Below are 13,012 nucleotides of genomic sequence, written 5' to 3'. Positions count from 1 at the left end.
GCTGACGCTTATCCGACCTACGGGATTGGGGCTGTAGGGTGGGTAAGCGCAGCGCCACCCACCGCGGTCGAAAAACTATTCCCTCTGAAACAACGCCTTATCCCGCAATAAATGGTCGTTGCCACGGCGGCGGGTGAACCCTATACGGTCGAAATATTCGAGGATTTGCACCGCCAGCTTGCGGCCGATGCCCAGCCTGTCGCGGAAATCCGCCGCGCTGGTCGCGCCCTGGGTTTGATCCAATTCGCGGATCAAATCGGCAAACGCCTGAATCCGATCGTTGCGGTAATAACGATCTTTTAAGATCGCCGTCACCAGGCCGAGCTGGGCGGCAAAGCGCAGCAGCTGGCGCACCCTTTGTTCATCCTCACTGATTTCTGCGGCCAGGTCGCGCACCCACCACGGGTCGTCGCCGAACAGGGCGTCGATTTTTTCCCATATCGCCTGCTGCTCGGCTGAAAAGCCGGGGTTGTGGTCCGGCAGGTGCAGCCAGCCCTGGCGGCTGACTATCGTGCCCTCGCGGCGCATTTTCTCAATCAGCGCGAGCACCAGCGGTTCGTCCTCCGCCGGCAGAGCCATGCGGCGCAGGCGTTCGCGCCCCGGCCCCGGCTGATCGTCGTGCTGCTGGTGGTAGCGATCGAGCACGTCGAGCAGCTTTTGCTGCCAGCGGGCGGCGACCTCGTCGCTGAGCAGGCTGTCGCCCGCCTGAATGTACCCCGGCTGGCTGAGCAACGCCTGCAGGCCCGCGGGCGTGAGCTGCCGCGCCCAGGCGAAGGCGCTCAGGGAAACGGCCCCGCGCTGTAGCAGCACGTCCAGCGCCTGCCGATCGCCTTCGGCGTGTTTAAGGCGGTGCAGCCATTCCAGAAAGGCGGGCTGGCGTTTGCCGCGCCGTGGCGCATGGAGCCGTAGCGCCCGCGCGCCGCCAAGCGTGGTGCGGGCGGCGATATCGCGCAGCACCAGCCGGTCGTTGTCCGCCAGCCACAGCGGCACGTCCAGCACCAGCTCTGCAAGGTCGCCTTCCAGCAGCGAGATGCGCCCGGTGACGTGGCTCGCGGCGTGGTGAACGTGCAGCGGCTGCCACTGGCTGAGCGCCGTGTGGGCCTCAAGCTGGACGATAACGCGCTCGACCGCCTGCAACGGCTTTTCGGCCAGCAGCCAGTCGCCGCGGCTGATGTCCACTTTTTGGGCGTCACCGCTGATGTTTAGGGCGATGCGCTGCCCGGCATAGGCGCTCTCGGTCTGCTGGTTTTGCGCGTGCAGGCCGCGCACGCGCATGGGTTTATCCGCGCCCGTCAGCCACAGGGTATCGCCAACGTTTACCTCGCCGCCAAGCGACGTGCCGGTCACCACCAGCCCCGCGCCCTTCACGGTGAAGGCACGGTCAATCGCCAGGCGAAAACGGTGCTGGCGCGGGTGCGGGCGTTCCGGCAGCGCCTGAATATGCTGGCGCAGCTCGTCGATGCCCAGCCCGTCCGTCGCGGCGGTGATAAACACCGGCACGTTGCCCAGCAGGGCGTTTATCTGGCTGCGGACTTCGCTTATGCGCTCCTCGCTCACCCGATCCGCCTTGGTCAGCGCCACGGTAATCGCCGGTTGGCCGGTCAGCTGCAAAATGGCGAGGTGCTCGCGGGTTTGCGCCATCACGCCGTCATCGCAGGCGACGACCAGCAGCGCGCGGTCGATGCCGCCGACGCCCGCCAGCATGTTGGCGAGGAATTTTTCGTGTCCCGGCACGTCGATAAAACCGATGATGCGTCCGTCCGGCTGCGGCCAGTAGGCGTAGCCGAGGTCGATGGTCATGCCGCGCTTTTTCTCTTCCGGCAGGCGGTCGGCGTTAACGCCCGTTAAGGCCTGCAGCAGGGTGGTTTTGCCGTGGTCGACGTGCCCGGCGGTGGCGATAATCATTGGCTTAGCATCTCCATAAAGCCCGTTTCATCTTCCAGGCAGCGTAAATCCAGCCACAGGCGACCGTCGCTGATGCGGCCGATCGTCGGTTTTGGCAGGTTGCGCAGCCGCTGCGTTAGCTCTGCAAGCGTGGTGCCGCGCCCGTCTTTTGGCGTGAGGGTGATGGCCGCGCTCGGCAGCCTGTCGACCGGCAGCGAGCCGCTGCCAATCTGTGACAGGCAGGGTTCGACCCGCACGGCAAACCGTTCGCCAAAATGCGTTTGCAGCGCGGGCAGCAGACGTTGCGCCTGTTCGCCGATCGACGCCGCGCTGCGGGTGAGCAGGCGCAGCGTCGGCAGCCGCTCAACGAGCGTTTCCGGGTGCTGGTACAGGCGCAGCGTGGCTTCCAGCGCCGCGAGCGTCATTTTATCGGCGCGCAGGGCACGCTTGAGCGGGTGGCTCTGAATGCGGGCGATCAGCTCTTTTTTGCCGACGATAATCCCCGCCTGCGGCCCGCCGAGCAGCTTATCCCCGGAGAAGCTTACCAGGCTGACGCCTGCGGCTATTAGCTGCTTCGGCATCGGCTCCGGCGGCAAATCCCACTGGCTGAGATCGACCAGCGAGCCGCTGCCCAAATCGCTCACCACCGGAATGTCCAGCTCGCGGCCCAGCGCCGCAAGCTCGGCCTCGCTGACCGCTTTGGTGAAGCCTTCAATCTGATAGTTGCTGGTGTGCACCTTCATCAGCAGGGCGGTGTTGCCCGCGGCGGCGGCCTGGCGATAGTCCTTCAGGTGCGTGCGGTTGGTGGTGCCGACCTCGACGAGCCGGCAGCCCGCCTGGCGCATGACGTCCGGAATGCGGAACGCGCCGCCGATTTCCACCAGTTCGCCACGGGACACCACGACTTCGCCGCCGTCCGCACACGCGGCAAGCATAAGCAGCACCGCAGCGGCGTTGTTATTGACGATGCAGGCGTCTTCCGCGCCGGTTAGCTCGCACAGCAAATCTGCCAGCGCCCGGTCGCGGTGGCCGCGCGCGGCGCCGTCGAGATCGTATTCCAGGGTTATCGGGGAGCGCATCACCTGCGACACCGCCTCAACGGCGGCTTCGGCCTGTAGCGCGCGGCCAAGGTTGGTGTGCAGCACCGTGCCGGTCAGGTTAAAAACGGGCAACAGCGCGCTGCGTTGGCTGGCCTCAAGTCTTTGCGTCGCCTGGCTTGCCCAATCATCGTTCCACGGCGGCAGCCTGTCCTGGGTGCGGATATGTTCACGCGCGGCGTCGAGCATTTCGCGCAGGGTGCTGACCACGCGGGTATGGCCGAAAACGTTCAGCAGGGGGCCGAAGGAGGCGTCGCGCAGCAGGCGGTCTGTCGCCGGAAGTTGGCTATACAAGGTACGATCGGAGGTCATGGCAAGCCGTCGGGTTGGGAAATGTGGCGTTAGTTTACAGGGGGAGTAAACCCCCTGTCATGAAGGGAGATCATGCTGTTGGCGGTTCGGTGCGGGCGAAGCTCTCACGTTGGAAAAGCGTTTCGACCAGCTTGATGAGATGCGGGCGGTCAACGCACCAGCCGGGCGAGACGCGGCGGAAGTTGATGTAGCCCACGGCGCAGGCGGCGGCGATGCTGGCGACCGACAGCGGTTCGGCAACCAGCGTTTTATCGGCGGCGAGCTTTTCAAGCATGTCCAGCCCGCGGCTGATTTTCTCCCGGCTGCGCAGGAGTTCCGTTTCGGACTGCTGGGCTGGCGGGCGCTGCTGTTCGCGCACCGACGCCAGCGACGCGTCCATGATGCCGTCGGCAAGCGCTTCCACCTGGCGCATTTTCAGCGCGTCCTTCGGCTCGCGCGGGATGAGCGCGGGCGCGATGTCGAGCAGCTCGAGGTATTCCGCAATCACCGGAGAATCAAACCAGTACTCGCCATCCGCCGTGACCAGCGCCGGGACTTTGCCCAGCGGGTTGTAGTGCGGCGTCTTGCTTTCGGCGACCCACGGATTGTCGTTCACAAACTCGAAGGTGATGCCTTTTTCCAGCAGGATGACCGAAATTTTGCGCACGTAGGGGCTGGTGTAATTGCCGATAAGTTTCATTACATCGTCCGTTTTAAGCCAACAAAAGCTAAGTATGGTTCAGATTACCGCCGACGGCGATTTGATGTAGTCGAGAAACGCGCGCAGCCCGCAGGTCATGTATTGGCGGTTAGGGTAGTAAAGCTGGAGGCTGGGGCGCACCGGCAGCCAGTCGTTTAATACCGCCACCAGCCTGCCGCTCGCCAGATGCTCGGCGACCTGCTGGTGGTAAAGATAGCCCAGCCCCGCGCCGGCCAGCACCGCTTCCATTTCCGAATCCATGTCGTCGACCAGGATGTTTCCAGAGGGCAGGACTTCGAACTTGCCGTCCGGGCCTTCAAACTCCCAGTGGTAGCGGCGGCCGCTGTGGAAGCGGTAAACCACGCTCTGGTGATTGATCACCTCACGCGGGTGCGCGGGCGCGGGGTGGCGGGCGAAGTATTCCGGCGTGGCGACGACGGCGAGCTTCATCTGCGGGCCAATCGGCACGGCGATCATATCTTTTTCAACCGTGGTGCTCAGGCGAATTCCCGCGTCGTACTGCTGCTGCACGATGTCCACCAGCCTGTCGTCGGTGGTGACTTCCACCCTGATGTCCGGGTATTCACGGGTGAATCCGGCAACCAGCGGCATTAATACCATGCGCGAGGCGAGCCTGGATGAGTTGATTTTCAGCGTGCCCATCGGCGTTTCGCGAAAGCAGTTCACCTCATCAAGCATGGTGTTGATTTCGTCGAAGGCCGGGCGCAGGCGTTCGAACAGGTTTTGCCCCGCCTCGGTGAGCGACACGCTGCGGGTAGTGCGGTTAAACAGGCGAACCTTCAGCCGCTGCTCAAGCTGTTTGATGCCGTGACTGATGGCCGAAGGGGAGAGGCCAAGTTCGTCGCCCGCCGCGCGAAAGCTTTTGTGGCGCGCCACCGCAATGAACGTCGCGAAGTCGGAAAAGTTCAGCCGCATTAGTGAAAATCCTTCATTAACCCATCTCAATACATACGTTTTACAGAACTATCTCGCGGCCGTAAAGTGAATGCTACTTCTACTTAGATTGAGATAACTCCATGAAATCAGAGAATATGTATATCGTATGGGCGCATCCACGCGTTGATTCATTGACCGCGCAGGTGGTCAAGGAAATCCAGGGCGAAGCGCAGGAGCAGGGAACGAAGGTTTCCACCCTCGACCTTTACCGCATCGGCTTTAATCCGGCGCTCGGCGTGGAGGACGAGCCTGACTGGAGCAACCCGGACAAGCAGCACTCGCCGGAAGTCCACCGTCTGTTCAACGAGATGGCGCAGAACGATACCGTGGTGCTGGTGTTCCCGGTGTGGTGGTACAGCTTCCCGGCGATGCTGAAAGGCTATCTTGATCGCGTGTGGAATCACGGCCTGGCCTACGGCGGCAAGGGCTTTCCGGCCAGACGAGTCCACTGGGTCGCGCTGGTGGGCGGTTCAGAGGAAGGCTACGTGAAGTATGGTTGGGAAAAGAATATGTCCGACTATCTCACCAGCGCCGGGGGCTATTTGGGCATTGCCGAGACCAAAATCACCTACCTCTTCAACACGATTGGGGTGGAGGAGGACATTACCGATAGCCAGCAGCATTATCAGAAGCTGTTTGCCCAGGCGCGGGCTGCGGTGACCGGCGAGTGACCTGACCGTACAGCTGGTGGATGGCGCTGACGCTTATCCACCCTACCATTCCGATAGCCGGGGAACAGATTGGGTCAAGCCCGCCGCCCGGCTCGCTGTAATAAACTTACATCCGGAAATAATCGGAATAATACAGAGTGTTCTGGATCACACTGGCCAAAAACGGCTGAAAATACTTTGTGAGTGAGATCACAAATAAATAACAAAGCCCCGCCTTAAAAATGTGATTAGTGTCACAAATAGCGGCGTTTGGCGGCTGAAAAATCATCGCTGTATTATTTTTACACAGAAGTTTTGTGACGCGGATCACCTGCGGCATCCCCCTTTGACGTGATTTCAGGTGATCTGAATCACATAAAAATCCCCTCACTGGACAGTTTCCCGCTCACGTGCCAGATTCGCCTCACTTAGAGCATCTGGCAGGCAAGTCCCTGTCGCCACGTTAACAATAAACCTCGGGCTGCTTTCCAGCGCGTAAACACAACAAGGGGTGTGCGTATGTCATCCGATATCAAGATCAAGGTGCAAAGCTTTGGTCGTTTCCTCAGCAATATGGTCATGCCAAACATCGGCGCATTTATTGCCTGGGGTATTATCACAGCGTTATTTATTCCGACCGGATGGTTGCCAAACGAGACGCTGGCGAAGCTGGTAGGCCCGATGATCACCTATCTGCTGCCGCTGCTCATCGGTTATACCGGTGGTCGCTTAATCGGTGGCGATCGCGGTGGCGTGGTCGGTGCTATCACCACGATGGGCGTTATCGTCGGTGCTGATATGCCGATGTTCCTCGGCGCGATGATTGCTGGCCCGCTGGGCGGCTGGGCGATTAAACATTTCGACGCCTGGGTAGACGGCAAAATCAAATCCGGCTTTGAAATGCTGGTGAATAACTTCTCCGCGGGCATCATCGGTATGATCCTCGCGATTCTGGCGTTCATGGGTATCGGCCCGGCTGTTGAAGTGCTCTCCAAAGTGCTGGCGGCGGGCGTTAACTTCATGGTTGTCCATGACATGCTGCCGCTGGCGTCTATCTTCGTTGAACCGGCGAAAATCCTGTTCCTTAACAACGCCATCAACCACGGTATCTTCTCGCCGCTGGGTATTCAGCAGTCCCACGAGCTGGGCAAATCAATCTTCTTCCTGATTGAAGCCAACCCAGGCCCGGGTATGGGCGTGCTGCTGGCGTACATGTTCTTCGGTCGCGGTAACGCCAAGCAGTCTGCGGGCGGCGCGGCAATCATCCACTTCCTGGGCGGTATCCACGAAATTTACTTCCCGTACGTGCTGATGAACCCACGTCTGATCCTGGCCGTTATCCTCGGCGGTATGACCGGCGTGTTCACCCTGACCATCCTGAACGGTGGCCTGGTTTCCCCGGCTTCCCCTGGTTCAATCCTGGCCGTTCTGGCGATGACGCCAAAAGGCGCATACTTCGCGAACATCGCGGCAATCGTTGCGGCAACCCTCGTTTCCTTCGTGGTTTCTGCGATTCTGCTGAAAACCAGCAAAGTGAAAGAAGAAGACGACATCGAAGCAGCGGCTCGCCGTATGCAGGAGATGAAAGCGGAATCTAAAGGCGGCGCGGCTCCGCTGGCGGTGGGCGCGGGTCTGTCTAACGACCTGAGCCACGTGCGTAAAATTATCGTTGCCTGCGACGCCGGTATGGGTTCAAGCGCGATGGGTGCTGGCGTGCTGCGTAAGAAAGTGAGCGACGCGGGCCTGAAAAACATCTCCGTCACCAACTGCGCTATCAACAGCCTGCCGGAAGACGTTGACCTGGTGATTACGCACCGCGACCTGACCGAGCGCGCCATGCGCCAGGTGCCACAGGCGCAGCATATCTCCCTGACTAACTTCCTCGACAGCAGCCTGTACAGCAACCTGACCGAGCGTCTAGTCGCTTCCCAAAACCTGAGCGAGAAAGAAGTGAAGGTGATGAGCAGCCTGGAAGACAGCTTTGTGCCAAGCGAAGAAGGGCTGTTCCGCCTCGGCGCGGGCAATATTTTCCTCGGCCTGAAAGCCAATACCAAAGAAGAGGCGATTCGCTTTGCCGGCGAGCAGCTGGTGAACGGCGGCTACGTGCAGCCGGAATACGTGGATGCGATGTTCGAACGTGAAAAACTGACCCCGACCTACCTGGGCGAAGGCATTGCGGTTCCACACGGCACCGTTGAAGCGAAAGACCGCGTGCTGAAAACCGGTATCGTGTTCTGCCAGTACCCTGCGGGCGTTCACTTCGGCGAAGAGCCGGAAGACGTGGCTCGCTTGGTTATCGGTATCGCCGCTCGCAATAACGAACACATCCAGGTTATCACCAGCTTGACCAACGCGCTGGACGACGACTCGGTGATTGAACGCCTGGCGAATACCACAAGCGTACAGGAAGTGCTCGACCTGCTGGCGGGTAAGAAGTAATACCTCAAATCGGCGGGTGGCGCTCCCGCTTACCCGCCCTACGTAGGGTGGATAAGCGAAGCGCCATCCACCAACTTATCCCTCTCCCTCAGGGAGAGGGCTAGGGTGAGGGTGGTTAATACCACGAACCTCCTCACCCCAGCCCCTTCGGGTGATTCAAATTTAAGAAGGTTAACGACATGAAAGCATTACATTTTGGCGCAGGTAATATCGGACGTGGCTTTATCGGCAAACTGCTGGCAGATGCGGGCATTGGGCTGACGTTCGCCGACGTAAACCAGGTCGTGCTGGACGCGCTGAACGCGCGCCACAGCTATCAGGTGCATGTGGTTGGCGAGCAGGAGCAGGTTGATACCGTCTCCAACGTGAATGCCGTCAGCAGCATCGGCGACGAGGTGATTGACCTGATTGCCGACGTGGAACTGGTGACTACCGCCGTCGGCCCGGTTGTGCTGGAGCGTATCGCCCCTTCCGTGGCGAAAGGCCTGGTGCTGCGCCGCGCGAACGGCAACGAAAATCCGCTCAATATCATCGCCTGTGAAAACATGGTGCGCGGCACCTCCCAGCTTAAGGCTCACGTGATGAAAGCGCTCTCCGCTGACGATCGGGCGTGGGTTGAGCAGCACGTCGGCTTCGTGGATTCCGCCGTTGACCGCATCGTGCCGCCGTCAGAATCCGCCACCAACGACCCGCTGGAAGTCACCGTTGAAACCTTCAGCGAGTGGATTGTTGATAAAACCCAGTTTAAAGGTGAGCTGCCGAACATTCCTGGCATGGAACTTACTGATAACCTTATGGCGTTTGTGGAACGCAAGCTCTTCACGCTTAACACCGGGCATGCTATAACCGCGTACCTCGGCCAGCAGGCCGGCCATCAGACCATTCGCGATGCGATTCTGGATGAGAAAATCCGCGCCGTGGTGAAAGGGGCGATGGACGAGAGCGGCGCGGTGCTGATTAAGCGCTACGGCTTTGATGCCGACAAACACGCGGCCTATATCCAGAAAATCCTTGGCCGTTTTGAAAACCCGTATCTGAAAGATGACGTGGAGCGCGTGGGCCGTCAGCCGCTGCGTAAGCTAAGCGCGGGCGACCGTCTGATCAAGCCGCTGCTGGGCACCCTCGAGTACGGCCTGCCGCACGCGAACCTGGTCAAAGGGATTGCCGCCGCCATGCACTATCGCAGCGAGCAGGACCCGCAGGCGCAGGAGCTGGTTGCGCTGCTGGCAGACCTTGGCCCGCAGGCCGCGCTTGCTCAGGTATCTGGACTTGATGCCAACAGCGACGTCGTCGCTCAGGCGGTAGAGGCCTACAACGCGACAGCGTAATGGAGAATGGGCGCGGCTTACCCGCGCCCCACACTAAAATTCAGTGATGCAGGCAAAGATGGAAGAAACACAGGCCTTTGAAAACCGAGTGCTTGAGCGTCTGAATGCCGGCAAAACCGTGCGAAGTCTGCTGATTGCCGCCGTTGAGCTTCTCACCGAAGCCATCAATATTCTGGTGCTACAGGTATTTCGCAAGGATGATTACGCGGTGAAATACGCCGTTGAGCCGCTGCTGGACGGCGATGGCCCGCTGGGCGATCTCTCCGTGCGCATGAAGCTGATCTACGGGCTTGGGGTGATGAATCGCGCCGAGTATGAAGACTGCGAGCTGCTGATGGCGCTGCGCGAAGAGCTAAACCACGACGGTAACGAGTACAATTTCACCGACGACGAAATCCTCGGCCCGTTTGGTGAACTGCACTGCGTGGCGGCTTTTCCCCCTGCGCCCACCATTGCCCACGGCGGCGACCCGGAGCTGGAAGCCATGCAGCGGCAGCGTTACCAGCAAATCGTTCGTTCCACGATGGTACTTTCCCTCACCGAGCTGATCTCACGGATCAGCTTAAAAAAAGCCTTCCAGAAGTAATCTCCCGCACAGTCGCTTTTCGCCCTCTTAGCGCGAATGGTGTATCCTTGCCGCAAAGCACTTTATTCACGGTTAATCAAAAATGAAAGAAATCGAAAAAGCAGAAATTAAACGCCTTAGCGACCGCCTGGACGCTATCCGTCACGAAATGCCCGAGCTGCACCTGATCAACGAAGCGGAAAAATACGCCGAGCTGGAAAAAGAAAAAGCGAAGCTGGAAATTGAAATCGTGCGCCTGCAGGCGGTACGCAACCAGAAGCTGAGCAAAGAAGCGCAAAAGCTGATGGCGATGCCGTACAAACGCCCAATCACCAAGAAAGAGCAGGCCGACCTCGGCAAGCTAAAGAAAGCCGTGCGCGGCCTGGTCGTGGTGCATCCAATGACGGCGCTAGGCCGCGAAATGGACCTCGAAGAGATGACAGGTTTTTCCCGCACCGAGTTTTAATTTCCGCGCTGTGATGTTGTCGGGTGGCGGCGTGCGCCTTACCTGACCTACACGATGGATGTGATTGTGTTGGATGACTACGTGCGCCTTACCCGGCCTACTTGCGAATCGTAGGGCGGATAAGCGAAAGCGCCATCCGCCGCAATAAGCTACTTCAACACCTGCGGATTCACGCAGTTCTCTTTCACCTCACCGGCGAGTGCGGCAATCAGGTTATCCACCGCGCAGGCCGCCATGTTGTAACGCGTTTCGTGCGTGGCGGAGCCGATGTGCGGCAGGGCGACGACGTTTGGCATTTTTAGCAGCGGGGAGTCCACCGGCAGCGGCTCCTGCTCGAAAACGTCGAGACCCGCGGCGTGGATTTTCCCGTCTTTTAGCGCCTGAATCAGGGCTTTTTCGTCCACGACCGGGCCGCGTCCCGCGTTGATCAGAATCGCCGACGATTTCATTTTCGCCAGCTGCTCTGCGCCAATCAGATGGTGAGTTTCTTCCGTCAGCGGCAGGGATATGCAGACGAAATCGGATTCTGCCAGCAAGGTGTCCAGGTCGCAGTAGCGGGCGTCGAAGCGCTCTTCCGCCTCTTTGTGATGGCGGCGGGCGTTGTAAAGAATCGGCATGCTAAAACCGAAGTGCGCGCGCTGGGCCAGCGCCAGGCCGATGCGGCCCATGCCAAGAATCCCGAGGGTTTTGTGGTGCACGTCGATGCCGAACCAGTCCGCGCCGATGCTGCCCTGCCATTCGCCCGCTTTCACTCTTTCCGCCACTTCTACCGCGCGGCGCGCCGTTGCCAGCACCAGCGTCATCATGGTGTCCGCGACGGTTTCGGTCAGCACCGTTGGGGTGTGCATCAGCGCGATATGGCGCTCGGTCAGGGCATCAACGTCAAAATTGTCATAGCCAACGGAAACGGTCGACGCCGCGCGCAGCTTTGGCGTGTGTTCCAAAAACGCTTTATCCACCTTCTCGCTGGAGCCAAGAATCCCTTCCGCTTTGGCAAAAACGTCCGCGTTCTGTTTTACGGTTTCCGGGCTTAAATCGCCGAGCTGCGTGACGCTGAAGTGGCTTTCGAGGCGGGCGAGCAGGTCGTCAGGTAGCTTTTTGTAGAGGATGACGGACGGCTTCATAGTGTTCTCCGTAATAAATTTAAAGACTGACCGGGCGCATATACCCGTCATACTTCAAGCTGTGGGGGTGTTGGCTGCACTCGCTCACCCCAGTCACTTACTAAAGTAAGCTCCTGGGGATAAGCTCCCTTGCCGCCTACCCACAACTCGAATTATTTAGGGTATAACGACGCCTGGTTTGAGTTCAGGCATGGCGAGCACCCACCGGCAGCTGCTGGTTCGCCGTCGGTTTCACTATCAGAGTTAGCCACACCGAGGCGAGCAGCGCCAGCCCCATAAAAATGTAGGACGCGGACGGGCTGCCGGTGGCGCCGTTGAGGTAGCCGACAAACCACGAGCCGACAAACGAGCCGAGCGCGCCCATGCTGTTAATCAGCGCCATCGCGCCACCGGCGACGTTTCTGGGCAGCATTTCCGGGATAATGGCGAAGAACGGCCCGTACGGCGCGTACATCGCGGCACCGGCAATCACCAGCAGGGTGTAGGAAACCCAGAAGTGGTTCGCGCCCACCAGCCAGGAGCCGAGGAACGCCAGCGCGCCGATCAGCAGCAGCGGCCAGACGAATAGCTTGCGGTTCTGCATTTTGTCCGAGGCCCAGGACACGGCGATCATCGCGATAGTCGCGGCCAGATAGGGCACCGACGACAGCCAGCCCACTTCAACCATGCCCATGCCCGCGGTGCCCGCGCCGCGAATAATCGACGGCAGCCACAGCACGAAGCCGTACACGCCGATGCTCCAGCAGAAATATTGCATGCACAGCAGCACCACGTTGCGGGAGCGGAACGCCTCGCCGTAGTTGCGCACCGCCTTGATGCCTTCCTGCTCTTTCTCGAGCTGCGCCTGCAGCGCGGCCTTCTCGGCTGCGGACAGCCAGCCCACCTGCGCAGGTTTGTCCTTCACCAGCACCCACCAGGCAAACGCCCAGATCACCGCCGGAATGCCCTCGAAGATAAACATTTCACGCCAGCCGAATGCCTGAATCAGGTAGCCGGACACCACCGACATCCACAGCACGGTGACCGGGTTGCCGAGGATCAGGAAGGTGTTGGCGCGCGAGCGCTCGGACTTGGTAAACCAGTTGCTGATGTAAATCAGCATCGCGGGCATGACCGCCGCTTCCACCACACCCAGCACGAAGCGAATCGCCGCAAGCGCGGGGATGTTGCTGACGATGCCGGTCAGCGACGCGCAGCCGCCCCACAAAATCAGGCAGACGAAGATAAGTTTGCGCACGCTGCGGCGCTCGGCGTACATCGCGCCGGGGATCTGGAAGAAGAAGTAGCCGAGGAAGAACAGCGCCCCCAGCAGGGACGAAATGCCTTTGGTGATGCCGAGGTCTTCGTTAATCCCGGCGGCGGAGGCAAAGCTAAAGTTGGCACGGTCGAGGTAGGCCAGGCTGTACGTGATAAACACGATCGGCATGATATACCACCAACGTTTTGGCGCAATTGTACTGGTTTTCATAAGGCTGGCCTCTGTGTTGAGGAGAGTCGCACCGTGCCGCATG

The 13,012-nt window shown here is 59.9% G+C and carries 11 protein-coding genes; 5 read left to right on the top strand and 6 right to left on the bottom strand.

Annotated elements, in window-relative coordinates; translation table 11 throughout:
• Positions 1-75: 75 nt before the first annotated feature.
• The 4 genes from selB to ACSPHG_RS23005 all read right to left on the bottom strand — a co-directional run bounded on the left by selB (position 76) and on the right by ACSPHG_RS23005 (position 4,908).
• A complete protein-coding gene (gene selB / locus ACSPHG_RS23020; protein ID WP_435955787.1) occupies positions 76-1,905 on the bottom strand; it encodes a selenocysteine-specific translation elongation factor in 1,830 nt (609 codons plus the stop codon).
• Positions 1,902-3,293 carry an L-seryl-tRNA(Sec) selenium transferase gene (gene selA, locus ACSPHG_RS23015; RefSeq protein ID WP_435955786.1) on the bottom strand — a complete coding sequence of 464 codons (1,392 nt, stop codon included), beginning with the start codon at positions 3,291-3,293 and terminating at the stop codon, positions 1,902-1,904. Before selA ends, selB begins: the two co-directional genes overlap by 4 nt.
• A 70-nt stretch (positions 3,294-3,363) precedes the next feature.
• Positions 3,364-3,972, bottom strand: a complete 609-nt coding sequence (locus tag ACSPHG_RS23010) for a glutathione S-transferase (RefSeq protein WP_435955785.1) — start codon at positions 3,970-3,972, stop codon at positions 3,364-3,366.
• A gap of 39 nt (positions 3,973-4,011) precedes the next feature.
• Positions 4,012-4,908 (bottom strand): LysR family transcriptional regulator, encoded by an 897-nt coding sequence (locus tag ACSPHG_RS23005; RefSeq protein WP_435955784.1) that lies wholly within the window; start codon positions 4,906-4,908, stop codon positions 4,012-4,014.
• 101 nt (positions 4,909-5,009) lie between these two features.
• Here ACSPHG_RS23005 and ACSPHG_RS23000 point away from each other — a divergent pair, with 101 nt between their 5' ends.
• From ACSPHG_RS23000 to ACSPHG_RS22980, 5 genes are all read left to right on the top strand, one after another.
• Positions 5,010-5,600, top strand: coding sequence for an NAD(P)H oxidoreductase (locus ACSPHG_RS23000; protein ID WP_435955783.1), 591 nt, complete (start codon positions 5,010-5,012; stop codon positions 5,598-5,600).
• Between the two features lie 498 nt (positions 5,601-6,098).
• Complete coding sequence (locus ACSPHG_RS22995) at positions 6,099-8,018, top strand: PTS mannitol transporter subunit IICBA (protein WP_435955782.1); 1,920 nt, start codon at positions 6,099-6,101, stop codon at positions 8,016-8,018.
• Between the two features lie 179 nt (positions 8,019-8,197).
• A complete protein-coding gene (gene mtlD / locus ACSPHG_RS22990) occupies positions 8,198-9,346 on the top strand; it encodes a mannitol-1-phosphate 5-dehydrogenase (protein WP_435955781.1) in 1,149 nt (382 codons plus the stop codon).
• A 46-nt stretch (positions 9,347-9,392) separates the two neighbouring features.
• Complete coding sequence (mtlR, locus tag ACSPHG_RS22985) at positions 9,393-9,932, top strand: mannitol operon repressor MtlR (protein WP_435956081.1); 540 nt, start codon at positions 9,393-9,395, stop codon at positions 9,930-9,932.
• A gap of 82 nt (positions 9,933-10,014) precedes the next feature.
• Positions 10,015-10,377 carry a YibL family ribosome-associated protein gene (locus tag ACSPHG_RS22980; RefSeq protein WP_435955780.1) on the top strand — a complete coding sequence of 121 codons (363 nt, stop codon included), beginning with the start codon at positions 10,015-10,017 and terminating at the stop codon, positions 10,375-10,377.
• Positions 10,378-10,526: 149 nt separating this feature from the next.
• On the opposite strand, the gene ghrB is transcribed toward ACSPHG_RS22980, so the two are convergent.
• Together ghrB and ACSPHG_RS22970 are read right to left on the bottom strand one after the other, a co-directional pair.
• Positions 10,527-11,501, bottom strand: a complete 975-nt coding sequence (ghrB, locus tag ACSPHG_RS22975) for a glyoxylate/hydroxypyruvate reductase GhrB (protein WP_435955779.1) — start codon at positions 11,499-11,501, stop codon at positions 10,527-10,529.
• Positions 11,502-11,685: 184 nt separating this feature from the next.
• Positions 11,686-12,969, bottom strand: a complete 1,284-nt coding sequence (locus ACSPHG_RS22970) for an MFS transporter (protein WP_435955778.1) — start codon at positions 12,967-12,969, stop codon at positions 11,686-11,688.
• Positions 12,970-13,012 lie beyond the last annotated feature (43 nt).

Origin of the sequence: Dryocola baronae, assembly GCF_051297175.1 — a bacterium.
GTDB lineage: Bacteria > Pseudomonadota > Gammaproteobacteria > Enterobacterales > Enterobacteriaceae > Dryocola.
Note: the sequence above shows the minus strand (reverse complement) of the source record. Positions and strands in the feature narration are given on the sequence as shown.

Coding starts and splice junctions, on each gene's coding strand:
- selB (WP_435955787.1), bottom strand. CDS start 1,905: ATGATTATCGCCACCGCCGGGCACGTCGACCACGGCAAAACCACCCTG.
- selA (WP_435955786.1), bottom strand. CDS start 3,293: ATGACCTCCGATCGTACCTTGTATAGCCAACTTCCGGCGACAGACCGC.
- ACSPHG_RS23010 (WP_435955785.1), bottom strand. CDS start 3,972: ATGAAACTTATCGGCAATTACACCAGCCCCTACGTGCGCAAAATTTCG.
- ACSPHG_RS23005 (WP_435955784.1), bottom strand. CDS start 4,908: ATGCGGCTGAACTTTTCCGACTTCGCGACGTTCATTGCGGTGGCGCGC.
- ACSPHG_RS23000 (WP_435955783.1), top strand. CDS start 5,010: ATGAAATCAGAGAATATGTATATCGTATGGGCGCATCCACGCGTTGAT.
- ACSPHG_RS22995 (WP_435955782.1), top strand. CDS start 6,099: ATGTCATCCGATATCAAGATCAAGGTGCAAAGCTTTGGTCGTTTCCTC.
- mtlD (WP_435955781.1), top strand. CDS start 8,198: ATGAAAGCATTACATTTTGGCGCAGGTAATATCGGACGTGGCTTTATC.
- mtlR (WP_435956081.1), top strand. CDS start 9,393: ATGCAGGCAAAGATGGAAGAAACACAGGCCTTTGAAAACCGAGTGCTT.
- ACSPHG_RS22980 (WP_435955780.1), top strand. CDS start 10,015: ATGAAAGAAATCGAAAAAGCAGAAATTAAACGCCTTAGCGACCGCCTG.
- ghrB (WP_435955779.1), bottom strand. CDS start 11,501: ATGAAGCCGTCCGTCATCCTCTACAAAAAGCTACCTGACGACCTGCTC.
- ACSPHG_RS22970 (WP_435955778.1), bottom strand. CDS start 12,969: ATGAAAACCAGTACAATTGCGCCAAAACGTTGGTGGTATATCATGCCG.